This is a genomic window from Pseudomonas sp. IT-P218, from assembly GCF_949767605.1.
In the GTDB taxonomy this organism is placed as follows: Bacteria; Pseudomonadota; Gammaproteobacteria; order Pseudomonadales; family Pseudomonadaceae; genus Aquipseudomonas; species Aquipseudomonas putida_AE.
This window is the reverse complement of sequence record NZ_CATKQQ010000055.1, coordinates 261956-285535: the sequence shown is the minus strand read 5'-3', so window position 1 is coordinate 285535 and position 23580 is coordinate 261956. Positions and strand designations below refer to the sequence as shown.

18 protein-coding genes are annotated in these 23580 nt (G+C 61.2%); 9 read left to right on the top strand and 9 right to left on the bottom strand.

The features are described from left to right. Nucleotides 1–160 precede the first annotated feature (160 nt). Nucleotides 161–2536, bottom strand: a complete 2376-nt coding sequence (gene ppsA, locus ACM6I6_RS24040; RefSeq protein WP_274073175.1) for a phosphoenolpyruvate synthase — start codon at nucleotides 2534–2536, stop codon at nucleotides 161–163. 174 nt (nucleotides 2537–2710) lie between these two features. On the opposite strand from ppsA, the gene ACM6I6_RS24035 reads away from it, so the two are divergent. Then, nucleotides 2711–3529, top strand: coding sequence for a pyruvate, water dikinase regulatory protein (locus ACM6I6_RS24035; protein WP_008048584.1), 819 nt, complete (start codon nucleotides 2711–2713; stop codon nucleotides 3527–3529). A 118-nt stretch (nucleotides 3530–3647) separates the two neighbouring features. Here the strand turns inward: ACM6I6_RS24035 and prpD are convergent, their stop codons facing one another. The 6 genes from prpD to ACM6I6_RS24005 all read right to left on the bottom strand — a co-directional run bounded on the left by prpD (nucleotide 3648) and on the right by ACM6I6_RS24005 (nucleotide 12197). Next, nucleotides 3648–5132 (bottom strand): 2-methylcitrate dehydratase, encoded by a 1485-nt coding sequence (gene prpD, locus ACM6I6_RS24030; RefSeq protein ID WP_414920806.1) that lies wholly within the window; start codon nucleotides 5130–5132, stop codon nucleotides 3648–3650. A gap of 115 nt (nucleotides 5133–5247) precedes the next feature. Next, on the bottom strand, nucleotides 5248–6438 hold the full coding sequence (gene prpF, locus ACM6I6_RS24025; RefSeq protein WP_274073173.1) for a 2-methylaconitate cis-trans isomerase PrpF: 1191 nt from the start codon (nucleotides 6436–6438) through the stop codon (nucleotides 5248–5250). Between the two features lie 66 nt (nucleotides 6439–6504). Then, nucleotides 6505–9099 (bottom strand): Fe/S-dependent 2-methylisocitrate dehydratase AcnD, encoded by a 2595-nt coding sequence (gene acnD / locus ACM6I6_RS24020; RefSeq protein WP_274073172.1) that lies wholly within the window; start codon nucleotides 9097–9099, stop codon nucleotides 6505–6507. A gap of 204 nt (nucleotides 9100–9303) precedes the next feature. Further along, a complete protein-coding gene (prpC, locus tag ACM6I6_RS24015; protein WP_274073171.1) occupies nucleotides 9304–10431 on the bottom strand; it encodes a 2-methylcitrate synthase in 1128 nt (375 codons plus the stop codon). Nucleotides 10432–10593: 162 nt separating this feature from the next. Then, entirely contained in the window at nucleotides 10594–11484 is an 891-nt protein-coding gene (prpB, locus tag ACM6I6_RS24010; protein WP_274073170.1) for a methylisocitrate lyase, read from the bottom strand. After that, the gene (locus tag ACM6I6_RS24005) at nucleotides 11481–12197 is read right to left on the bottom strand and encodes a GntR family transcriptional regulator (RefSeq protein ID WP_172668661.1); all 717 of its coding nucleotides are present in this window, start codon (nucleotides 12195–12197) and stop codon (nucleotides 11481–11483) included. The genes prpB and ACM6I6_RS24005 overlap by 4 nt, the downstream gene beginning before the upstream one ends. Before the next feature lie 303 nt (nucleotides 12198–12500). Between ACM6I6_RS24005 and ACM6I6_RS24000 the strand changes: the two genes are divergently transcribed. The 4 genes from ACM6I6_RS24000 to pabB all read left to right on the top strand — a co-directional run bounded on the left by ACM6I6_RS24000 (nucleotide 12501) and on the right by pabB (nucleotide 17092). Beyond that, nucleotides 12501–13037, top strand: coding sequence for an ATP-dependent zinc protease (locus ACM6I6_RS24000; RefSeq protein ID WP_414920805.1), 537 nt, complete (start codon nucleotides 12501–12503; stop codon nucleotides 13035–13037). 5 nt (nucleotides 13038–13042) lie between these two features. Further along, nucleotides 13043–14578, top strand: a complete 1536-nt coding sequence (locus ACM6I6_RS23995) for an inactive transglutaminase family protein (RefSeq protein ID WP_274073169.1) — start codon at nucleotides 13043–13045, stop codon at nucleotides 14576–14578. Then, on the top strand, nucleotides 14578–15564 hold the full coding sequence (locus ACM6I6_RS23990; RefSeq protein WP_274073168.1) for an alpha-L-glutamate ligase-like protein: 987 nt from the start codon (nucleotides 14578–14580) through the stop codon (nucleotides 15562–15564). Before ACM6I6_RS23995 ends, ACM6I6_RS23990 begins: the two co-directional genes overlap by 1 nt. 190 nt (nucleotides 15565–15754) lie before the next feature. Beyond that, on the top strand, nucleotides 15755–17092 hold the full coding sequence (pabB, locus tag ACM6I6_RS23985; RefSeq protein ID WP_414920804.1) for an aminodeoxychorismate synthase component I: 1338 nt from the start codon (nucleotides 15755–15757) through the stop codon (nucleotides 17090–17092). Between the two features lie 84 nt (nucleotides 17093–17176). Here the strand turns inward: pabB and thrH are convergent, their stop codons facing one another. Next, on the bottom strand, nucleotides 17177–17794 hold the full coding sequence (thrH, locus tag ACM6I6_RS23980; protein ID WP_274073166.1) for a bifunctional phosphoserine phosphatase/homoserine phosphotransferase ThrH: 618 nt from the start codon (nucleotides 17792–17794) through the stop codon (nucleotides 17177–17179). A gap of 163 nt (nucleotides 17795–17957) precedes the next feature. On the opposite strand from thrH, the gene ACM6I6_RS23975 reads away from it, so the two are divergent. The 3 genes from ACM6I6_RS23975 (at nucleotide 17958) to ACM6I6_RS23965 (ending at nucleotide 21603) form a co-directional block, all read left to right on the top strand. Continuing rightward, entirely contained in the window at nucleotides 17958–18698 is a 741-nt protein-coding gene (locus ACM6I6_RS23975) for a phosphoadenylyl-sulfate reductase (protein ID WP_274073165.1), read from the top strand. A gap of 578 nt (nucleotides 18699–19276) precedes the next feature. Beyond that, nucleotides 19277–20818, top strand: a complete 1542-nt coding sequence (locus ACM6I6_RS23970; RefSeq protein WP_414920803.1) for an NCS1 family nucleobase:cation symporter-1 — start codon at nucleotides 19277–19279, stop codon at nucleotides 20816–20818. Nucleotides 20819–20874: 56 nt separating this feature from the next. Further along, the gene (locus ACM6I6_RS23965; RefSeq protein ID WP_150701005.1) at nucleotides 20875–21603 is read left to right on the top strand and encodes an aspartate/glutamate racemase family protein; all 729 of its coding nucleotides are present in this window, start codon (nucleotides 20875–20877) and stop codon (nucleotides 21601–21603) included. A gap of 62 nt (nucleotides 21604–21665) precedes the next feature. Here ACM6I6_RS23965 and ACM6I6_RS23960 read toward each other — a convergent pair whose 3' ends face one another. Next, nucleotides 21666–22589, bottom strand: a complete 924-nt coding sequence (locus ACM6I6_RS23960; protein ID WP_414920802.1) for a LysR family transcriptional regulator — start codon at nucleotides 22587–22589, stop codon at nucleotides 21666–21668. Nucleotides 22590–22715: 126 nt separating this feature from the next. Between ACM6I6_RS23960 and ACM6I6_RS23955 the strand changes: the two genes are divergently transcribed. Next, complete coding sequence (locus ACM6I6_RS23955; protein ID WP_323628418.1) at nucleotides 22716–23462, top strand: 3-oxoacyl-ACP reductase family protein; 747 nt, start codon at nucleotides 22716–22718, stop codon at nucleotides 23460–23462. Nucleotides 23463–23580: the final 118 nt, after the last annotated feature.

The window sequence follows — 23580 nt, the reverse complement described above, 5'->3', positions numbered from 1 at the left end:
TACTTGAAATCTCAAAACAGACCGCCCCCCCTGTAGGAGCGAGCTTGCTCGCGAAGAACTTCAGGACACCACGTTTATCCAGGATAAACGCGTCATCGTTGACGTCCATCGCGAGCGAGCTCGCTCCTACAGAGAGAGAGAGCGGCCCGTTCACACCGGATCAGGCCTGCGCCTGACCCTCAGCCAGGAAGAACCAGGTTTCCAGAACGGAATCGGGGTTCAACGAAACGCTTTCGATGCCCTGCTCCATCAGCCACTTGGCCAGGTCCGGGTGGTCCGAAGGACCCTGGCCGCAGATGCCGATGTACTTGCCAGCCTTGTTGCAGGCGGCAATGGCGTTGGCCAGCAGCTTCTTCACCGCCGGGTTACGCTCGTCGAACAGGTGCGCGATGATCCCGGAGTCACGGTCCAGGCCGAGGGTCAGCTGGGTCAGGTCGTTGGAGCCGATGGAGAAGCCGTCGAAGAACTCGAGGAACTCTTCCGCCAGGATCGCGTTGGACGGCAGTTCGCACATCATGATGATGCGCAGACCGTTGTCGCCACGGGCCAGGCCGTTTTCAGCCAGCAGATCGATCACCTGGCTGGCTTCGCCCAGGGTACGGACGAACGGCACCATGATTTCGACGTTGGTCAGGCCCATCTCGTTGCGCACGCGCTTGAGGGCACGGCACTCGAGTTCGAAGCAGTCACGGAACGATTCGCTGATGTAACGCGAAGCGCCGCGGAAGCCCAGCATCGGGTTTTCTTCTTCCGGCTCGTAGAGCTTGCCGCCGATCAGGTTGGCGTATTCGTTGGACTTGAAGTCCGACAGGCGCACGATGACCTTTTTCGGCGTGAACGCTGCAGCCAGGGTGCTGATGCCTTCGACCAGCTTGTCGACGTAGAAGTCGACCGGATCGTTGTAACCGGCGATGCGCTTGTCGACGCTTTCCTTGATGTCCTGCGGCAGACCGTCGTAGTTCAACAGCGCTTTGGGGTGCACACCAATCATGCGGTTGATGATGAATTCCAGGCGGGCCAGGCCCACGCCGGCGTTCGGCAGCTGGGCGAAGTCGAAGGCGCGGTCCGGGTTGCCGACGTTCATCATGATCTTGAACGGCAGGTCCGGCATGGCGTCCACGGAGTTCTTCTTGATGTCGAAGCCCAGTTCGCCTTCGAAGATGAAACCTGTGTCGCCTTCAGCGCAGGAAACGGTCACGCCCTGGCCGTCTTTCAACAGCTGGGTGGCGTTGCCGCAACCGACCACGGCCGGGATGCCCAGCTCACGGGCGATGATCGCCGCGTGGCAGGTACGGCCGCCACGGTTGGTGACGATGGCGCTGGCGCGCTTCATGACCGGTTCCCAGTCCGGGTCGGTCATGTCGGACACCAGTACGTCGCCTGGCTGGACCTTGTCCATCTCGGACACGTCCTTGATGATGCGGACCTTGCCGGCGCCGATGCGCTGGCCAATGGCACGGCCTTCGACCAGCACGGTGCCGGTCTCTTTCAACAGGTAACGTTCCATGACGTTGGCCTGGGTGCGGCTCTTCACGGTTTCCGGACGGGCCTGCACGATGTACAGCTTGCCGTCGTCACCGTCCTTGGCCCATTCGATGTCCATCGGGCACTTGTAGTGCTTCTCGATGATCATCGCCTGCTTGGCCAACTCGCTGACTTCGGCATCGGTCAGGCAGAAACGCGCGCGTTCGGCCTTGTCGACGTCGACGGTCTTGACCGAACGACCGGCCTTGGCTTCGTCGCCGTAGATCATCTTGATGGCTTTGCTGCCCAGGTTGCGGCGCAGGATCGCAGGGCGACCGGCGGCCAGCGTGCCTTTGTGGACGTAGAACTCATCCGGGTTCACCGCGCCTTGTACGACGGTTTCACCCAGGCCGTAGGCGCCGGTGATGAACACCACGTCACGGAAACCCGACTCGGTGTCGAGGGTGAACATCACGCCGGCAGTGCCGGTTTCGGAGCGGACCATGCGCTGCACACCGGCCGACAGGGCGACCAGCTTGTGGTCGAAGCCCTGGTGCACGCGGTAGGAAATGGCGCGGTCGTTGAACAGGGAAGCGAACACCTCTTTGGCGGCGCGAATGACGTTTTCGACGCCACGGATGTTCAGGAAGGTTTCCTGCTGGCCGGCGAAGGAAGCATCCGGCAGGTCTTCGGCGGTAGCGGAAGAGCGCACGGCCACGGCCATGTCAGGGTTGCCGGCAGACAGCGTGGCGAACGCGGTGCGGATTTCGGCATTCAGTTTTTCCGGGAACTCGGCTTCCATGATCCATTGGCGGATCTGGGCACCGGTCTTGGCCAAGGCATTGACATCGTCGACGTCCAGGGCGTCGAGGGCGGCATGGATCTGATCGTTCAGGCCGCTCAGTTCGAGGAAATCACGATATGCCTGAGCGGTCGTGGCGAAGCCACCGGGCACCGATACACCGGCACCCGCAAGATTGCTGATCATCTCGCCCAGGGATGCGTTCTTGCCCCCCACGTGCTCAACGTCGTCTTTGCCGAGCTTGTCGAGGGAAACTACGTACTCTACCAAGGTGATCTCTCCACTAACTGTGTTGGAAAAGCTCAGAAACCGGCGGCTCAAAGGAGCGTTTGCCAGTTGTATGGCCTGGACCTGGAAAATAAGTGAGAATGCGGGCCATTGGCGGCCGGCAAATCGCGCCTATCATATCCAAGATTCGTCACTAGCTTAAGGCCCAAGGTGCAAATGAAACGATCTGCTTTCTTTATCTCCGATGGCACGGGCATTACCGCCGAAACCCTCGGCCAAAGCCTTTTGGCGCAGTTCGAAAACATTACCTTCAGCAAAGTCACGCGGCCGTACATCGACAACGTGGACAAAGCGCGGGCCATGGTACAACAAATCAACAAAGCCGCCGAAACCGACGGCTTCCGTCCGATTATCTTCGATACCATCGTCAATCAGGACATTCGTGAGATCCTCGCGACTTCCAATGGTTTCATGATCGACATTTTCTCGACCTTCCTGGCGCCCCTTGAACAGGAACTGACCGAGCATTCTTCCTATACCGTGGGCAAATCCCACTCTATCGGTGCCAACACCAATTACATGGAGCGTATCGAGGCGGTGAACTTCGCCCTCGACAACGACGACGGTGCCCGCACGCATTACTACGACAAGGCCGACCTGATCCTGGTCGGCGTATCGCGCTGCGGCAAGACCCCGACCTGCCTGTACATGGCCATGCAATTCGGTATCCGCGCGGCCAACTACCCGCTGACCGAAGACGACATGGAGCGCCTGCAACTGCCCAGCGCCCTGCGTGCCCACCAGCACAAGCTGTTTGGCCTGACCATCGACCCGGACCGCCTCACCGCGATCCGCAACGAGCGCAAGCCCAACAGCCGCTATTCGAGCTACGCCCAGTGCGAATTCGAAGTGCGCGAGGTGGAAAACCTGTTCCGCCGCGAGAACATTCCGAACATCAACTCCACGCATTTTTCCGTGGAAGAGATCTCCGCGAAGATTCTTGTGGAGAAAGGTGTGGAGCGGCGCTTCAAGTAGTTCTCTTTTGCCTGTTCTGGCCTCATCGCCAGCAGGCTGGCTCCCACAGTTGATCTGCGGTGAACACAGATCAATTGTGGGAGCCAGCCTGCTGGCGATTGAACGATGACGCGGTCTCCTAGATAACAAACAAGTCTACAAACCGGTTAACCGGTGTCGCCTCAAGCCTCTGCTGATCCTTGCACAACGCAAAAATCTCCTCGCTGCGCTGCCCGGTGAATCGTGTCAGCAGGTTCGCCCTGAACTTGTCCTCCAACAATGGAATGCCCTCGGCACGCCGCCGACGATGACCGATCGGATACTCCACCACCACGTTCTCGGTGCTGGACCCATCCTTGAAAAACACCTGGACGGCATTGGCGATCGAGCGCTTGTCGGCCTCCAGGTATTCGCGGGTGAAGCGCGGATCTTCGACAATGACCATCTTTTCGCGCAGCACATCGATGATCGGATGCGCCTGGTGAAAATCATCTTCGTAGTACTCGGCGACCAGGTTGCCGAACGCCAGTGGCACCGCGGTCATGTACTGGATGCAGTGATCGCGGTCAGCAGCATTGGCCAGCGGGCCGACCTTGGAAATGATGCGGATCGCCGATTGTTGGGTGGTGATGACGATCCTGTCGATTTCATGCAGGCGATTGCGCACTAGCGGGTGCAGGGTCACAGCGGCCTCACAGGCCGTCTGTGCGTGGAACTCGGCGGGAAAACTGATCTTGAACAGCACGTTTTCCATCACATGACTGCCGTATGGCCGCGAGAAGCTGAAACCACGCTGGTCTTGCGGCTTGAGTGCCAGGTCGTTGTTGGTGTGACTGAACAGCACGTCGTAAAAACCCCATTGTTTGGCACTCAACACGCCTGGAATGCCCATCTCGCCACGCATGGCGATGTCCGCCAGGCGCACACCTCGGCTGGAGGCATCCCCCGCCGCCCAGGATTTTCGCGAGCCGGCATTCGGTGCATGGCGATAAGTTCGCAATGCCTGGCCGTCAGCGAACGCATGGGACAACGCCGAGAGCAACTGCTCGCGGTTGGCGCCCATGAGCTTGGCGGTGACGGCGGTGGAAGCGACTTTCACCAGAATGACGTGATCGAGGCCGACACGGTTGAACGAGTTTTCCAACGCGATCACGCCCTGGATCTCATGGGCCATGATCATCGCTTCAAGCACCGTGCGCACGGTCAGCGGCGCTTCGCCATTGGCCAGGCGCTTTTGCGACAGATGGTCACCCACGGCGAGGATGCCACCGAGGTTATCCGACGGATGACCCCATTCAGCGGCGAGCCAGGTGTCGTTGTAGTCGAGCCAACGCACGATGCAGCCGATGTCCCACGCGGCCTTGACCGGGTCGAGTCGGTAACTGGTGCCGGGCACGCGGGCGCCGAACGGCACGACGGTGCCTTCGACCATAGGCCCCAGGTGCTTGGTGCACTCGGGAAAACGCAAGGCCAGCAGGCCGCAGCCGAGGGTGTCCATCAGGCAGTTGCGGGCGGTGTCGAGGGCTTCCAGGGAGTCGATCTTGTAGTTCAGTACGTAATCGGCAATGTCCTGCAGGACCTGGTCGTAGTCGGGGCGGTTGTTGAGGTCAACGTTGGCGCTCATGTTCGATTCACCTTGTAGGAGCTGGCTTGCCAGCGAAAGCGGTGTCACAGATAACAATGATGTTGAATTTGACGGCCTCTTCGCTGGCAAGCCAGCTCCTACAGGGGGTGCGTCGTTAGAACGAATCGCCCGGCACGCGGACGTAACCTTCCATCAACACCCGTGCACTGCGGCTCATGATGGCCTTGTTCACGGTCCATTCGCCGTTGACCTGGCTGGCTTCGGCGCCGACGCGCAAGGTGCCCGACGGATGACCGAAGCGCACCGCGTTGCGTTCGACGCCGCCCGCCGCGAGGTTGACCAGGGTGCCGGAAATCGCTGCTGCCGTGCCGATCGCCACTGCCGCCGTGCCCATCATCGCGTGGTGCAGCTTGCCCATGGACAGTGCGCGTACCAGCAGGTCGACATCCCCCGCCGCAACCGTCTTGCCGCTGGACGACACGTACTCCGCCGGCTTGGCCACGAATGCCACTTTCGGCGTGTGCTGGCGCTTGGCTGCTTCGTCGACGTTGGATATCAGGCCCATGCGCAGTGCCCCGTAGGCACGGATGGTTTCGAACATCAGCAACGCTTTCGGATCGCCGTTGATCGCGCCTTGCAATTCGGTGCCCTTGTAGCCGATGTCTTCGGCATTGACGAAGATGGTCGGGATACCGGCGTTGATCATGGTTGCCTTGAAGGTCCCGACGCCCGGCACTTCCAGGTCATCGACCAGGTTGCCGGTAGGGAACATCGAACCGCCACCGCCCTCTTCTTCCGCTGCCGGGTCGAGGAATTCGACCTGCACTTCCGCCGCCGGAAAGGTCACGCCGTCGAGTTCGAAATCGCCGGTTTCCTGCACTTCGCCGTTGGTGATCGGCACGTGGGCGATGATGGTCTTGCCGATGTTGGCCTGCCACACGCGCACCACGGCAATGCCGTTGTGCGGGATGCGGCTGGCGTCCACCAGGCCGTTGCTGATGGCGAACGAACCGACCGCCGCGGTCAGGTTGCCGCAGTTGCCGCTCCAGTCGACGAACGGCTTGTCGATCGACACCTGACCGAACAGGTAATCGACGTCGTGATCGGCCTTGATGCTTTTCGACAGGATCACGGTCTTGCTGGTGCTGGACGTCGCGCCGCCCATGCCGTCGATCTGCTTGTCGTACGGATCGGGGCTGCCGATCACGCGCAGCAACAAGGCATCGCGGGCCGGGCCTGGAACCTGTGCGGCCTCGGGCAAGTCCTTCAGGCTGAAGAACACGCCTTTGCTGGTGCCGCCACGCATGTAGGTGGCTGGAATTTTAATCTGAGCTGCGTGAGCCATGGTGCTCGTTACTCCTGATCTGAAAGCAGACACGGGACTCAAGGTCCCGTGTCTGTGCTGCGTGTGTTAGACGGCTACCGCCGATTCTTCGAGGAAGTCCTGGGCGAAGCGTTGCAACACGCCGCCAGCCTCGTAGATCGACACTTCTTCAGCGGTGTCGAGGCGGCAGGTCACCGGCACATCGACGCGCTCGCCGTTCTTGCGATGGATCACCAGCGTCAGCTCGGCACGCGGGGTGCGGTCGCCGATCACGTCGTAGGTTTCGCTGCCGTCGATGGCCAGGGTGTGACGGTTGGTGCCCGGCTTGAACTCCAGCGGCAACACGCCCATGCCCACCAGGTTGGTGCGGTGGATACGCTCGAAACCTTCGGCGGCAATCGCTTCGACACCGGCCAGACGTACGCCCTTCGCTGCCCAGTCGCGGGACGAACCCTGACCGTAGTCGGCGCCGGCGATGATGATCAGCGGCTGCTTGCGATCCATGTAGGTCTCGATGGCTTCCCACATGCGCATCACTTTGCCTTCCGGCTCGACGCGAGCGAGGGAGCCCTGCTTGACCTTGCCGTTTTCCAGAACCATTTCGTTGAACAGTTTCGGGTTGGCGAAGGTTGCGCGCTGCGCGGTCAGGTGGTCACCGCGGTGAGTCGCGTAGGAGTTGAAGTCCTCCTCCGGCAGGCCCATTTTTGCCAGGTATTCGCCGGCGGCGCTGTCGAGCATGATCGCGTTGGATGGCGACAGGTGGTCGGTGGTGATGTTGTCCGGCAGTACCGCCAGCGGGCGCATGCCCTTGAGCGGACGCGCGCCGGCCAGTGCGCCTTCCCAGTACGGCGGACGGCGGATGTAGGTGCTCATCTCGCGCCAGTCGTACAGCGGCGCGACTTTCGGGCCGGTGTCTTCGTGAATGGCGAACATCGGGATGTAGACCTGGCGGAACTGCTCCGGCTTCACCGAGGCTTTCACTACGGCGTCGATTTCTTCGTCGCTCGGCCAGATGTCTTTCAGGCGGATTTCCTTGCCGTCGACGACGCCCAGCACATCCTTCTCGATATCGAAACGGATGGTACCGGCGATCGCGTAAGCGACGACCAGCGGCGGCGAAGCGAGGAAAGCCTGCTTGGCGTACGGGTGGATCCGGCCGTCGAAGTTACGGTTGCCGGACAACACAGCCGTGGCGTACAGGTCACGGTCGATGATCTCTTGCTGGATCACTGGGTCCAGCGCACCGGACATGCCGTTGCAGGTGGTGCAGGCGAAGGCCACGACGCCGAAACCGAGCTGTTCCAGCTCATCGGTCAGGCCGGCTTCGTCGAGGTACAGGGCGACGGTTTTCGAGCCCGGTGCCAGGGACGACTTGACCCAAGGCTTGCGGGTCAGGCCGAGCTTGTTGGCGTTGCGTGCCAGCAGGCCGGCGGCGATCACGTTGCGCGGGTTGCTGGTGTTGGTGCAGCTGGTGATGGCGGCGATGATCACCGCGCCGTCCGGCATTTGCCCCGGCACATCGTCCCACTGACCGGAGATGCCTTTGGCAGCCAGGTCCGATACCGCGACACGGGCGTGCGGGTTGCTCGGGCCGGCCATGTTGCGCACTACCGAAGACAGGTCAAAGGTCAGGCCGCGCTCGTATTGCGCGCCTTTGAGGCTGTCAGCCCACAGGCCAGTGGTCTTGGCGTAGTTCTCGACCAACTGCACCTGCTCGTCTTCACGACCGGTGAGCTTGAGGTAGTCGATGGTCTGCTGGTCGATGTAGAACATCGCCGCGGTGGCGCCGTATTCCGGAGCCATGTTGGAGATGGTTGCGCGGTCGCCCAGGGTCAGCGCCGCGGCGCCTTCACCGAAGAACTCCAGCCATGCACCCACGACTTTCTGCTTGCGCAGGAACTCGGTCAGCGCCAGCACCATGTCGGTGGCGGTGATGCCCGGTTGCAGCTTGCCAGTCAGTTCAACGCCAACGCTTTCCGGCAGGCGCATCCAGGAGGCGCGGCCGAGCATCACGCTTTCGGCTTCCAGGCCGCCAACGCCGATGGCGATCACGCCCAGCGCATCGACGTGCGGGGTGTGGCTGTCGGTGCCGACGCAGGTGTCAGGGAAGGCTACGCCGTCACGCACCTGGATCACCGGAGACATTTTCTCCAGGTTGATCTGGTGCATGATGCCGTTGCCTGGCGGGATCACGTCGACGTTCTTGAACGCCTTCTTGGTCCAGTTGATGAAGTGGAAACGGTCTTCGTTGCGACGGTCTTCGATGGCGCGGTTCTTCTCGAACGCCTCCGGATCGAAACCACCGCGCTCGACGGCCAGGGAGTGGTCGACGATCAGTTGCGTCGGTACCACCGGGTTCACTTGCGCTGGATCGCCGCCTTGCAGGGCGATGGCGTCACGCAGGCCGGCGAGGTCGACCAGTGCGGTCTGGCCGAGAATGTCGTGGCACACCACACGGGCCGGGAACCACGGGAAGTCGAGGTCGCGCTTGCGTTCGATGAATTGCTTGAGGGATTCGGTCAGCGTGGCCGGGTCGCAGCGACGCACCAGGTTTTCCGCCAGCACGCGGGAGGTGTACGGCAGGGTGTCATAGGCGCCGGGCTGGATGGCCTCGACCGCCGCGCGGACGTCGAAGTAATCCAGGTGGCTGCCGGGCAGCGTTTTACGGAATTCAGTGTTCATCGTCAGGACTCGGGTCACGGTAGTTACAAAGGGTGGGGCCTGGCACAGCTCCCGAATTGAACACAGACCTCTGTAGGAGCCGGCTTGCCGGCGAATGCGGTGGGTCAGCAACAACAATGTTGAATGACAAACCGCCTTCGCTGGCAAGCCAGCTCCTACAGGGTCACCGGTTCATTCAGTGACCTGGGCAGGCATTCCCACCATTCAGCGTTGTTCGATTGGCACGAACTTGCGCTGTTCGACGCCGGTGTACTCGGCGCTCGGGCGGATGATGCGGTTGTTGGCACGTTGTTCGTACACGTGGGCCGCCCAGCCGGTCAGGCGCGAACAGACGAAGATCGGTGTGAACAACTTGGTCGGGATGCCCATGAAGTGGTACGCCGAGGCATGGTAGAAGTCGGCGTTCGGGAACAGTTTCTTCTGCTCCCACATGGTCTTGTCGATGGCTTCGGAAACCGGGAACAACACCGTGTCCCCCACCTCGTCGGCGAGTTTTTTCGACCAGGCCTTGATCACTTCGTTACGCGGATCGTTGTCCTTATAGATCGCGTGACCGAAGCCCATGATCTTGTCCTTGCGCTCGAGCATGCCGAGGGTGCCCTTGATCGCGTCTTCCGGCGACGAGAAGCGTTCGATCATTTCCATCGCTGCTTCGTTGGCGCCGCCGTGCAACGGGCCACGCAGCGAGCCGATGGCCGCGGTGATGCACGAGTACAAGTCAGACAGGGTCGACGCGCAAACACGGGCAGTGAAGGTCGAGGCGTTGAATTCGTGCTCCGCGTAGAGGATCAGCGAAACGTTCATCACCTTGACGTGCAGCTCGCTCGGCTTCTTGCCGTGCAGCAGGTGCAGGAAGTGGCCACCGATGGACTGCTCGTCGCTCACGCATTCGATGCGCTTGCCTTCGTGGCTGAATCGGTACCAGTAGGTCATGATCGCCGGGAAAGCAGCCAGCAGGCGGTCAGTCTTGTCGTGCTGCTCGGAGAAGTCGTTCTCCGGCTCCAGGTTGCCCAGGAACGAGCAGCCGGTGCGCATCACGTCCATCGGGTGGGCGTCGGCGGGGATGCGTTCCAGCACTTCTTTCAGCGCTTGCGGCAGGTCACGCAGCTTGCTCAGCTTGGTGATGTAGGCGTTCAGTTGCGCCTTGCTCGGCAGTTCGCCGTACAGCAGCAGGTAGGCGACTTCTTCGAACTGTGCGTCAGCCGCCAGTTCACGAACGTCATAACCACGATAGGTCAGACCGGCACCCGACTGGCCCACGGTGGACAGTGCGGTTTGCCCGGCAACCTGGCCACGGAGCCCGGCGCCACTGAGTACTTTTGCTTCGGCCATTTCTGCCTCCAATATTTTTGAATTTGTCAGGGAATCGGCAAATTGTGATTCATCAGGTCTTTTGGGTGTTGCCGAAAAGATCGCAGCCTCGTTTCACTCGACAGCTCCTACAGGGCAAAGCGGTCGGTGTAGGAGCTGCCGAAGGCTGCGATCTTTTGATCTTCATTTCTTCGCAGCAAACAACGCATCGAGCTTCTGCTCGAAGGTGTGGTAGTCGATGCGATCGTAAAGCTCCATGCGGGTCTGCATGGTGTCGATGACATTCGCCTGCGTGCCATCGCGGCGTAGCGCGGTGTAGACGTTTTCCGCGGCCTTGTTCATGGCGCGGAAGGCCGACAGCGGGTACAGCACCAGCGATACATCCGCTCCAGCAAGCTGCTCGGTGGTGTACAGCGGCGTCGCGCCGAATTCAGTGATGTTGGCCAGGATCGGCGCTTTCACACGGTTGGCGAACAACTTGTACATGTCCAGTTCGGTGATGGCTTCCGGGAAAATCATGTCGGCGCCAGCTTCGATGCACGCAGCGGCGCGATCCAGAGCAGATTCCAGGCCTTCCACCGCCAGGGCGTCGGTACGGGCCATGATCACGAAGCTGTCATCGGTACGGGCATCGACCGCCGCCTTGATGCGATCGACCATTTCCTGCTGGGTCACGATCTCTTTATTAGGACGGTGACCGCAACGCTTGGCGCCAACCTGGTCTTCGATGTGAATCGCCGCCGCGCCGAACTTGATCATCGACTTCACGGTACGGGCCACGTTGAAGGCCGAGGAACCGAAACCGGTGTCCACGTCCACCAGCAGCGGCAGGTCGCAAACGTCGGTGATACGGCGCACGTCGGTCAGCACGTCATCCAGGCCGGTGATGCCCAGGTCCGGCAGGCCGAGGGAGCCAGCAGCCACCCCGCCACCGGACAGGTAGATCGCCTTGAAACCGGCGCGCTTGGCCAGCAGCGCGTGGTTGGCGTTGATCGCGCCGACCACTTGCAGTGGATGCTCGCTGGCGACCGCATCGCGGAAACGCTGGCCTGGAGTGCTCTTGTTCAAACTCATGACTCACCTCGTTTGGCTGTCGGGTTGGCGCCGTCCTGGTAATGACGGGCGATGTTGCGTTTGGAGGCGCCGATGTGACGGCGCATCAACAACTCGGCCAGTTCACCGTCACGGTCGGCGATGGCATCGAGAATTCGGTGGTGCTCGGCGAACGCCTGGTGTGGGCGATTGGGCGTGCTGGAAAACTTCATGCGGTACATGCGCACCAGTTGATACAGCTCGCCGCAGAGCATTTGCGTCAGGGTGCGGTTACCGCTGCCCTGGATAATCCGGTAGTGGAAGTCGAAATCGCCTTCCTGCTGGTAATAGCCGCGACCGGCCTGGAAGGCCTCGTCGCGCTCGTGGGTTTCGAGGACGCGACGCAGTTCGTCGATTTCTTCGACGCTCATGCGCTCGGCGGCCAGACGACAGGCCATGCCTTCAAGGGATTCGCGGATTTCGTAGAGCTCGATCAACTCGGCATGATCGAGCGACACCACCCGCGCCCCGACGTGCGGCACGCGCACCAGCAGGCGCTGGCCTTCCAGACGGTGGATGGCCTCGCGCAGCGGGCCGCGGCTGATGCCGTAGGTCCGGGCCAGCTCCGGCTCGGAGATCTTGCTGCCGGGGGCAATATCGCCCTTGACGATGGCCGCCTGAATACGCCGGAAGACGTTCTCGGAAAGCGTTTCCGAGTCGTCCTGAACGATGAGCGGGGGATCCAGTTGATCCAACATATTGTCGACACCTTGAAAGCCAGTGCCGCAAAAACTAACCAAAACAGGCGCGCCAGTCAAAGGATAATTCGATATTGTCGACAATCGTCTAATAACCGACTGCACCATAACCAAGCAGGGCCCTCTGTTTATAGCCGCCCCCCACCGGTGGCGCCATAAACCCATCGTGCTAGAATGCCGCCCGCATTTGTCTGTCACATCTGCACGGCTTGTCATAAGTAGCTGATAGGCCTACGAGGGAGCTTGCGCAGTGATGCCAGGGCCTTGAACCGAAATACGCACCGCTGCGCACCAGGATTTATGAGACTCAAGCCCTTCTCCACACTCCTTTATTGTCTTTGCCTGCCCGGTTTTGCCTTGGCGGGGGAAAAGACCGTCTATGGCCTCAACGAATACGCATCCCTGGGCGGTATCGACCTGGAAGTGGCTGCCAAACTCGATACCGGCGCGAAAACCGCGTCCCTGAGTGCCCGCGACATCAAGCGTTTCAAACGCAATGGCGAGTCCTGGGTACGTTTCTACCTGGCCATCGACGCCGCCCATTCGCACCCGATCGAACGACCGCTGGCCCGTGTCAGCAAGATCAAGCGCCGGGCTGGTGACTACGATCCGGAAGAGGGCAAGAAGTACACCGCCCGTCCGGTGATCGAGCTGGATATCTGCATGGGTTCAGCTTTACGCAGCATAGAAGTGAACCTGACCGACCGAAGCGCGTTCCAATACCCGCTCCTGATCGGCTCCGAAGCGCTCAAACGCTTCGATGCGCTGGTCGACCCCAGTCTTAAATACGCTGCCGGCAAACCCGCCTGCGCCACCGACGCTCATACCGCCGAGTAATTCAAATGCGCTCTCTTACCCTTCATCTGAAAATGCTGATCGCCATCCTGGTGGTGTTGGGCATTTCAGTCACGGCCTACCAGATCTTCGTGCTCGGCATTCCCGTGACGGAAGACGCCACCGACGACTTGTGGAACATCGACGCCAAGGTCGAGTTCGTCGCCAGTGCCAAGGACCCGGTCAAGATCCAGATGTTCGTGCCGCCGCTGAGCCGCGATTACGTGAGCCTCAACGAAAGCTTCATCTCCAATAACTACGGCGTGGCCGTGAACCGGGTCGACGGCAACCGCAAGGTCACCTGGTCGGCGCGCCGGGCCAAAGGCAACCAGACCCTTTATTACCGCCTGGTGCTGACCAAGCGCTACACCGCGGAAAAAGCCAAGATCAAGGGGCCGACCTTCCGCGACAGCATTGCCCTGGAAGGCCCTGAGAAACTCGCCGCCGAAGCGCTGCTGGCGCCGATTCGCCAGCACTCGGCCGACGTCGAGACCTTCATCAGCGAAGCGATCAAGCGGGTCAACAACAGCAACGACGACAATGCCAAGATGCTCCTGGCCGGCGACCCGACGCCGGCGCACAAGGCGAAGATCGTCGAACTGCTGCTGTCCATCGCCCACGTGCCGGTGGAAAAGGTCCATACCATTCGCCTGGTGGCCGACCAGCCGCAAACCCCGGAACTCTGGCTGCGCAGCTTCAACGGCACCGACTGGCTGTACTTCAACCCGGAAACCGGCGAACAGGGCCTGCCGACCGACCGCCTGCTGTGGTGGACCGGCGACGAAAACCTGATCACCGTCGACGGCGGCAAGAAGGCCACTGTGACCTTCAGCATGAACAACAGCGAAATGAACGCCATTCGCCTGGCCAAGCTGACCGACGAAAATACCGACGCCAACTTCCTCGAATACTCGCTGTACGGCCTGCCGCTGCAAACCCAGCAGACCTTCATGATCATGGTGATGATCCCGATCGGCGTGCTGGTGATCCTGATCCTGCGCAACCTGATCGGCCTGCAGACCCTCGGCACCTTTACCCCGGTGCTGATCGCCCTGGCCTTCCGCGAAACCCAGCTCGGCTTCGGCATCGTTCTGTTTACCATCATCACGGCGCTGGGGCTGTCGCTGCGCTCCTACCTTGAACACCTGAAGCTGCAAATGCTGCCGAGGCTGTCGGTGGTACTGACGTTCGTGGTGGTGTTGATCGCGGCCATCAGCCTGTTCAGCCACAAGCTCGGCCTGGAGCGCGGACTGTCGGTGGCGTTGTTCCCGATGGTGATCCTGACCATGACCATCGAACGCCTGTCGATCACCTGGGAAGAACGCGGCGCCAGCCATGCCATGAAAGTGGCGATCGGCACCCTGTTCGCGGCCTCCCTGGCGCACCTGATCATGAGCGTGCCGGAACTGGTGTACTTCGTATTCACCTTCCCGGCGATCCTGCTGATCCTGGTGGGCTTCATGCTGGCCATGGGTCGCTATCGCGGCTACCGCCTGACCGAGCTGGTGCGCTTCAAGGCCTTCCTGAAGAAGGCTGACGCCTGATGTTCGGCTTCTGGAAGACCTGGAAAGCCCTGGAAGCCCGGGGCATCATGGGCATCAACCGGCGTAACGCGGACTACGTGCTCAAGTACAACAAGCGCAGCCTGTACCCGATCGTCGATGACAAGATCATCACCAAGGAACGGGCGATTGCCGCCGGCATCCACGTGCCGCAGCTGTACGGGGTGATCTCCACCGAGAAGGAAATCGACAAGCTCGACGAGATCATCGACGGGCGCAACGATTTCGTGATCAAGCCGGCCCAGGGCGCGGGCGGCGACGGCATCATCGTCATCGCCGACCGCTTCGAGGGCCGTTATCGCACGGTGTCCGGCAAGATCATCAGCCACGAAGAGATCGAGCACCATGTCTCGAGCATTCTGACCGGGCTGTACTCCCTTGGCGGGCATCGCGACCGGGCACTGATCGAATACCGGGTGATTCCGGACCAGATCTTCAAGAGCATCAGCTATGAAGGCGTGCCGGACATCCGCATCATCGTGCTGATGGGGTACCCGGTGATGGCCATGCTGCGCTTGCCCACCCGCCAGTCGGGCGGCAAGGCCAACCTGCACCAGGGCGCCATCGGCGTCGGTGTCGACCTGGCCACCGGCCTGACCCTGCGCGGCACCTGGCTGAACAACATCATCGCCAAGCACCCGGACACCACCAACGCGGTGGACGGCGTGCAACTGCCCTACTGGGACGGCTTCATGAAACTCGCCGCAGGCTGCTATGAGCTGTGCGGGCTGGGTTACATCGGTGTCGACATGGTGCTGGACCAGGAGAAGGGCCCGCTGATTCTTGAGCTCAACGCCCGGCCAGGGTTGAACATCCAGATCGCCAACGATTGCGGCCTGACGTTGCGTACCCACGCGGTCGAGGCGCGGCTGGAAGAGTTGAAGGCCCGGGGTGTGACCGAAACCGTCGAAGAGCGGGTGGCGTTCGTGCAGGAGATGTTTGGGCATATTCCGCCGGTCGAGGGCTGAGTTCCTCCTTGTAGGAGTGAGCTTGCTCGCGATGGACGTCAACGATAACGCGTGCTTCCTGGATGTACGCGTTGCTCTCAGGTTCATCGCGAGCAAGCTCGCTCCTACAAGTCCCCGACATCCCTCTAGGAGCAATTCCCCGAGAGGACTACAATCGCCACCCCGCCTCGATGGCTGATCTCCCCCGCCCATGCTGACCTGTTCCGTACACCCGCTGCCCTATCGCGCCAATCCCGCCGACTACTTTGCGGCCATTCGTCATGCCCCCGGTGCCGTGCTGCTCGACAGCGGCCGCCCGAGTGCCGAGCGCGGGCGCTTTGACCTGCTCAGCGCCTGGCCGCTGGAACAGCTGACGGTCGCGCCTGACGAGCGTGGCGGCGATTTCCTGCAACGCCTGCGGGACAATCTGACGCGCCTGGGCGAAGCGACACTACCCAATGACCTGCCGTTCGCCGGTGGCCTGATCGGCTACCTGAGCTACGATTTCGGCCGCCACCTGGAAAACCTGCCGAGCCGGGCCCTGGATGACCTGCATTTGCCGGATGCGCGGTTCGGCCTGTACGACTGGGCGCTGATTAGCGATCACCAGCAGGCCACCAGCCAACTGGTGTTCCACCCGACGCTGGCCGACAGCGAACGTCAGCGCCTGATCCAGCTGTTCAGCCAGCCAGCCGTTGCCGTGGGCGAGCCGTTCAGGTTGCAGGCGCCAATGCAGGCCGACCTGAGCGCCGGGCAGTATTGCCAGGCGATCGAACGCATCCAGCAATACATCCAGGCCGGTGACTGCTACCAGGTCAACTTCGCCCAACGCTTCCGCGCGCCCTGCCAGGGTGATCCATGGACGGCGTACTGCGCGTTGCGCTTGGCGTGCCCCACGCCGTTTTCCGGTTTCCAGAGCCTGCCCGACGGCGGCGCGGTGCTGAGCCTGTCACCGGAACGCTTCGTCAAAGTCACAGAGCGCCTGGTTGAAACCCGCCCGATCAAAGGCACGCGCCCACGGGGCCTCACGCCAGGCGAAGACGCGGCGAACGCCGCCGAACTGCTGGCCAGCCCCAAGGATCGCGCGGAAAACCTGATGATTGTCGACCTGCTACGCAACGACCTCGGCCGCACCTGCCGCACCGGCTCGGTTCGCGTGCCTGAGTTGTTCAGCCTGGAAAGCTACCCGAATGTGCATCACCTGGTGAGCAGCGTGACCGGCGAACTGGCGGCTGATCGGGATGCGCTGGACCTGATCGCCGGCAGCTTCCCCGGCGGCTCGATTACCGGCGCGCCGAAAATTCGCTCGATGCAGATCATCGACGAGCTGGAACCCACTCGACGCGGACTGTACTGCGGGTCATTGCTGTATCTGGACGTGCGCGGCGAGATGGACAGCTCAATCGCCATCCGCAGCCTGCTGGTCAAGGATGGGCAGGTGTGTTGCTGGGGCGGTGGCGGAATCGTCGCGGACTCCGAGTGGCAGGCCGAGTATCAGGAATCGATCACCAAGGTGAAGGTGCTGCTCGATACCCTGCAAAGCCTTTAAAACATCGCCAGCAAGCCGGCTCCTACAAGGATTGCGACGATCCTGTAGGAGCTGGCTTGCCAGCGAAGGCATCCGAGCAGACGACTACAGACTCAAGGCCCGATTCGAAGCCTTGATGAACTCCTGCTTCAACTCTTCAAACGTGTGCACCGCCGGGAACTGCGGGAATTCGGCGATCACATTGTCCGGCGCATGGAACAGAATCCCGGCATCCGCTTCGCCCAGCATCGTGGTGTCGTTGTAGGAATCACCCGCCGCAATCACCCGGTAGTAAAGGCTCTTGAAGGCCAAGACCGACTGACGCTTGGGATCTTTCTGACGCAACTGGTAGCCAGTAACGCGCCCGCTATCGTCAGTGATCAGACGGTGGCAGAGCAAGGTCGGGAAGCCCAGCTGACGCATCAGCGGCTGGGAGAACTCGTAGAAGGTATCCGACAGAATCACCACCTGGAAGCGCTCGCGCAGCCAATCGACGAACTCGACGGCACCGTCCAGCGGCTTGAGCGTCGCGATCACTTCCTGGATGTCGGCGAGCTTCAGGCCGTGTTCGTCCAGAATCCGCAAACGCTGCTTCATCAGCACGTCATAGTCGGGAATGTCCCGGGTGGTGGCCCTGAGGGATTCGATCCCGGTTTTTTCCGCGAAGGCGATCCAGATTTCCGGGACCAGCACACCTTCAAGATCCAGACAGGCAATTTCCACAAGACACTCCCATTGGTATTGTTTATTGAGTCGAGCGAGCCCGAACTCTAGCGACAACTCCCCCACCACGCAACGCAGAGGACGCCCCGGCCAGTGCCGCTTTTTGTTACCATCGGCCCCATATAGAGCGCCAAGCGCCACCGACCTGTAGGAAGCCGCCCTGATGAGCCCAACGTTCGACGTCGTGGAACTCGCCACGACCTATGCCAATAAATCCGCCCAGGACATCCTCAAACTCGCCTTTGCCGAGTTTGGCGATGAGCTGTGGATATCTTTCAGCGGCGCCGAAGACGTGGTGCTGGTGGACATGGCCTGGAAGCTGAACAAGAACGTCAAGGTGTTCAGCCTCGACACCGGCCGCTTGCATCCCGAGACCTACCGCTTCATCGATCAGGTGCGCGAGCACTACAAGATCGACATCGAACTGGTGTCACCGGACTACACCAGGCTGGAACCGTTTGTGAAGGAAAAAGGCCTGTTCAGCTTCTACAAGGACGGCCATGGCGAGTGCTGCGGCATCCGCAAGATCGAGCCGCTGCGTCGCAAGCTGTCTGGCGTGAAGGCCTGGGCCACCGGCCAGCGCCGCGACCAGAGCCCCGGCACGCGCAGCGCCGTGGCGGTGATGGAAGTCGATACCGCGTTCTCCACCCCGGAACGCACCCTGTACAAGTTCAACCCGCTGGCACAGATGACCAGCGAGGAAATCTGGGGCTACATCCGCATGCTCGAACTGCCGTACAACAGCCTGCACGAACGCGGCTTCATCAGCATCGGCTGCGAACCGTGCACCCGCCCGGTACTGCCGAACCAGCACGAGCGTGAAGGCCGCTGGTGGTGGGAAGAAGCGACCCAGAAAGAATGCGGATTGCATGCAGGCAATATCATCAGCAAGTCCAAGGCCTGATCTCTCTGCAAATCCCCCTGTAGGAGCGAGCTTGCTCGCGATGAACCCTGGAACGCCGCGGGGTATCAGACACCCCGCGATATCGTTGACGACCATCGCGAACAAGCTTGCACCTACAGGATTCGTGACCGAGCCGAAAAATGTGTACACAGGAATGTCACCATAGGTGCCATTTATGTGTGCACTTTTAATTTCCACGCCCCAAAAAGTTACATCCTCCTTTCCTGACTTCCCCAGTCGACCAAACCCAACAATCCCGCTGAAAAATAAATACCTGTTCAAACGGTCAATTTATATTTCCATTTTTTCAATAACTTGGCGAAAAACCATAACAAAACGAAATGAGCAGCGCATTTCATATATCTCCCGACTGGCACGCATCTCGCTTAAGTGCATACATGTTTTGTATACAATAAAGCCAAAACATAAAAACACTTAGATCCGCAAGCCTGAAGCGCCCTATCCCGTACAGGCTGCAGATGCCCCGTAACCAATGATATTCGCCACCCGCGACGAAGATTGCCGAGCAAAGGCTCAAGCACAGTCATCGCGGCGTCGAGCATCAGGAGCCTGCCGGAATGCGTACAAGTCTCTCCAATAACAATGTCGCGCTGGATCTACCCTCCTCCCACGTCACCCAGACAGCTTTTGGGCAATCGCTTGAATCCTCTGTCGTGCTCAGCCCCCGCCTGCACAACAAGGATCTGGCGCCAACGAAGGCGGAAGGCCGGCGCTGGGGTCGCTACAGCATCTTCGCGTTGTGGACCAACGATGTGCACAACATCGCCAACTACTCGTTTGCCATCGGCCTGTATGCCCTGGGCCTGGGCGGCTGGCAGATTCTCCTGTCCCTGGGCATCGGCGCGGCGCTGGTGTATTGCTTCATGAACCTGTCGGGCTACATGGGCCAGAAAACCGGGGTGCCGTTTCCGGTCATCAGCCGCATCAGTTTCGGCATCCACGGGGCACAGATTCCCGCTTTGATCCGCGCCGTGATCGCCATCGCCTGGTTCGGCATCCAGACCTACCTGGCCTCGGTGGTCTTTCGGGTGTTGCTGACCGCCATCCATCCCGGTTTCGCCGAGTACGACCACGACTCGATCCTCGGTCTGTCGACACTGGGTTGGGTGTGTTTCGTCTCGATCTGGCTCGTGCAGCTGGCGATCCTCGCCTATGGCATGGAGATGGTGCGGCGCTACGAAGGGTTTGCCGGGCCGGTGATCCTGCTCACCGTCGCGGCCCTCGCCGCCTGGATGTACTTCCAGGCCAATGCGACCATCGCCTGGTCGATCCGCGGGCCGCTGAGCGGTGGCGAGATGTGGCGCAATATCTTTGCCGGCGGTGCGTTGTGGCTGGCGATCTACGGCACGCTGATCCTCAATTTCTGCGACTTCGCCCGCTCTTCGCCGTGCCGCAAGACCATCAAGGTCGGCAACTTCTGGGGCCTGCCGGTGAACATCCTGGTCTTCGCCGCCATCACAGTCCTGCTCTGTGGCGCGCAATTCCAGATCAATGGCCGGATCATTGAAAGCCCGACCGAGATCATCGCCTCGATCCCCAACACCTTCTTCCTGGTCCTGGGTTGCCTGGCGTTCCTGATCGTCACCGTGGCGGTCAATATCATGGCCAACTTCGTCGCCCCGGCCTTTGTTCTCAGCAACCTGGCGCCCAAGTACCTGACGTTCCGCCGTGCCGGGCTGATCAGCGCGACCATTGCCGTGCTGATCCTGCCGTGGAACCTCTACAACAGCCCACTGGTGATCGTCTACTTCCTCTCCGGCCTCGGCGCCCTGCTCGGCCCGCTGTACGGCGTAATCATGGTCGACTACTGGCTGGTGCGAAAAGGCCAGGTCAACGTGCCGCAGTTGTATAGCGAAGACCCCAACGGCGCCTATTACTACAGCCGCGGGGTCAACCTGCGCGCGGTGGTGGCCTTCATTCCCGCCGCGCTGATCGCCATCGTCCTGGCGCTGGTACCGGGTTTCCACCTGGTGTCGCCGTTCTCCTGGCTGATCGGTGCCGGGATTGCCGGGATGCTCTACCTGATCATCGCCAAACGCCAACCCCACTACGCCGACGTCAGCGGTGAAGCCATCGCCGTGGACAACGTCAGCCATTAACTCCCTCGCGGCCCGGCAGTATCGGGCCGCTGAACCACCCGTTATAAGGACTTCCCATGCGCATTCTCGTGGTCAACGTCAACACCACCGAATCCATCACCCAGGCGATCGCCCGCTCGGCCCAGGCCGTGGCCGCGCCCGGCACGGAGATCGTTGGCCTGACGCCCTACTTCGGTGCCGACTCGATCGAAGGCAACTTCGAAAGCTACCTGGCCGCCATTGCGGTGATGGACCGGGTCATGGCCTACGACCAGCCTTTCGATGCGGTGATTCAAGCCGGCTACGGCGAACACGGCCGCGAAGGCCTGCAGGAATTGCTCAACGTACCGGTGGTCGACATCACTGATGCGGCCGCGAGCACCGCGATGTTTCTCGGTCACGCCTACTCGGTGGTCACCACCCTCGACCGCACCGTGCCGCTGATCGAAGACCGCCTGAAACTGTCCGGGCTCTGGGACCGCTGCGCCTCGGTGCGGGCCAGTGGCCTGGCGGTGCTGGAACTGGAGCACGAGCCGCAACGCGCGCTGGAAGCCATCGTGCATCAGGCTGAACTGGCGGTGACCCAGGACAAGGCCGAAGTGATTTGCCTGGGCTGCGGCGGCATGGCCGGGCTGGATGAGCAGATTCGCCTGCGCACCGGCGTGCCGGTGATCGATGGCGTGACCGCGGCGGTGACCATCGCCGAATCGCTGGTGCGGCTGGGGTTGTCGACGTCCAAGGTGCGCACTTATGCGACACCGCGGCCGAAGAATATCGTCGGCTGGCCTGGGCGGTTTGGGCGCTGAATTCCCAACATTGAACCGAGTCGCCCCCTTCGCGAAGGGGGCGCCTCGGTTTCCAACCTGGTTCATACCGCACTAAAACGCTGCCCCACCCCCCGCTCCGCAAACTGCTCAATGATGAAATCCACAAACGCCCGGGTCTTGCCGGGCAGCAGCTTGTGCTCGGCGTAATAGATAGAAATATTGCCATCGTCGACATACCAGTCCGGCAACACCCGCTGCAACGTCCCCGCCTCCAGATAGCCCAACGCAAAGGGCATGCTCACCAGTGCAATACCCAAACCCTGGACCGCCGTGGCACAGGCCGCCTCAGAATCGCTCATGGTCATCCGCGCCTTGAGGGTCAAGGGACTGTGTTGCTGGGTGCGACTGGTCAACTGCCAGGAACGCACGCGACCGGTCTGCGGCGAGCGAATAAGGATGCCGTCGTGCGGCTTGAGATCGTCAGGCTCAAGGATCGCCTCGTGCGCCGCCAGGTAATCGGCAGAGGCCACCAACACGCGATGGGCTGGCGTCAGCTTGCGCGCCACCACCCCTTGGGGCAGTTCGAAGCCGCCACCAATCGCGGCGTCGAAACCCTGGGCGATCAGGTCGACCTGCCGGTTATCGAAATGCCAGTCCGGATTGATCGCCGGAAAGCGCCGCAAAAACTCACCGAGTAGCGGCACGATGTACAAACGTCCGAACACGGTGCCCATGCTGACCTTCAGGGTGCCCGCAGGACGGCCTTCGGCGCTGGCCAGATTGGCTACGGCATTCTGGATGGTGAGCAGGCTGCCACTGACTTCATCGAGAAACAGCTGACCGGCCTCGGTGAGCGTGAGGCTGCGGGTGCTGCGCTGAAACAGCCGCACGCCCAGCCGGGCTTCAAGCTTGGCCACGCTCTTGCCCACGGCCGCCGGGGTCAGGCTCAAGCGTCGCGCGGCTTCGGCAAAGCTGCCGACCTCAGCGCTGCGTACAAAGCATTCGATACTGCTGAAGGTTTCCATGGCCAACCATTATAAACTTCTGGTTTACACAGACTATCGCAATTACCCCCTACTCAGCGTGCAATCCTGAATCGATACTAGGCTCCATCAACCGGGACATCTCGCCTCGGGACTTTGGAGATCGATATGACTACTCAGAACCTCAGTGGCAAAGTGGCTTTGATCCAGGGCGGTTCCCGCGGTATCGGCGCTGCCATTGTCAAACGCCTGGCCGCTGAAGGCGCGACTGTCGCCTTTACCTATGTCAGCTCCACGGCCAAGGCCCAGGAACTGCAAGACAGCATCACCAACGCCGGCGGCAAAGCCCTGGCGATCAAGGCTGACAGCGCCGACGCCGAGGCCATCCGCAGCGCCGTAACGGCTACCGTAGAGGCCTTTGGTCAGCTGGATATCCTGGTCAACAACGCGGGCGTGCTGGCCGTTGCACCGCTGGAAGATTTCAAACTCGAAGACTTCGACCAGACCCTGGCGATCAACGTACGCAGCGTGTTCATCGCCACCCAGGCTGCCGCCAAATACATGACCGAAGGCGGTCGAATCATCAACATCGGCAGCACCAACGCCGACCGCATGCCCTTCGCCGGTGGCGGCCCGTACGCCATGAGCAAATCGGCGCTGGTCGGCTTGACCAAGGGCCTGGCCCGCGACCTCGGCCCCAAAGGCATCACCATCAACAACGTGCAGCCGGGCCCGGTCGATACCGACATGAACCCTGCCCACGGCGACTTCGCTGACAGCCTGATTCCATTGATGGCAGTGGGGCGTTACGGCAAAGCCGAAGAGATCGCCAGTTTCGTCGCCTACCTGGTCGGCCCCGAAGCCGGCTACATCACCGGCGCGAGCCTGACCATCGACGGTGGTTTTGGCGCCTGATGAATTGAATGCAATCAAACTGTGGGAGCGGGCTTGCTCGCGAAGAGGGAGTGTCAGTCGAAATTGACGTGGGCTGACACACCGCTTTCGCGAGCAAGCCCGCTCCCACAGTTAATGT

Coding starts and splice junctions, on each gene's coding strand:
- ACM6I6_RS23960 (WP_414920802.1), bottom strand. CDS start 22,589: ATGGAAACCTTCAGCAGTATCGAATGCTTTGTACGCAGCGCTGAGGTC.
- prpF (WP_274073173.1), bottom strand. CDS start 6,438: ATGGCTCACGCAGCTCAGATTAAAATTCCAGCCACCTACATGCGTGGC.
- ACM6I6_RS24000 (WP_414920805.1), top strand. CDS start 12,501: ATGAGACTCAAGCCCTTCTCCACACTCCTTTATTGTCTTTGCCTGCCC.
- prpB (WP_274073170.1), bottom strand. CDS start 11,484: ATGAGTTTGAACAAGAGCACTCCAGGCCAGCGTTTCCGCGATGCGGTC.
- ACM6I6_RS23955 (WP_323628418.1), top strand. CDS start 22,716: ATGACTACTCAGAACCTCAGTGGCAAAGTGGCTTTGATCCAGGGCGGT.
- ACM6I6_RS24035 (WP_008048584.1), top strand. CDS start 2,711: ATGAAACGATCTGCTTTCTTTATCTCCGATGGCACGGGCATTACCGCC.
- ACM6I6_RS23970 (WP_414920803.1), top strand. CDS start 19,277: ATGCGTACAAGTCTCTCCAATAACAATGTCGCGCTGGATCTACCCTCC.
- prpD (WP_414920806.1), bottom strand. CDS start 5,132: ATGAGCGCCAACGTTGACCTCAACAACCGCCCCGACTACGACCAGGTC.
- prpC (WP_274073171.1), bottom strand. CDS start 10,431: ATGGCCGAAGCAAAAGTACTCAGTGGCGCCGGGCTCCGTGGCCAGGTT.
- ACM6I6_RS23990 (WP_274073168.1), top strand. CDS start 14,578: ATGTTCGGCTTCTGGAAGACCTGGAAAGCCCTGGAAGCCCGGGGCATC.
- ACM6I6_RS23975 (WP_274073165.1), top strand. CDS start 17,958: ATGAGCCCAACGTTCGACGTCGTGGAACTCGCCACGACCTATGCCAAT.
- ACM6I6_RS23995 (WP_274073169.1), top strand. CDS start 13,043: ATGCGCTCTCTTACCCTTCATCTGAAAATGCTGATCGCCATCCTGGTG.
- pabB (WP_414920804.1), top strand. CDS start 15,755: ATGCTGACCTGTTCCGTACACCCGCTGCCCTATCGCGCCAATCCCGCC.
- acnD (WP_274073172.1), bottom strand. CDS start 9,099: ATGAACACTGAATTCCGTAAAACGCTGCCCGGCAGCCACCTGGATTAC.
- ACM6I6_RS23965 (WP_150701005.1), top strand. CDS start 20,875: ATGCGCATTCTCGTGGTCAACGTCAACACCACCGAATCCATCACCCAG.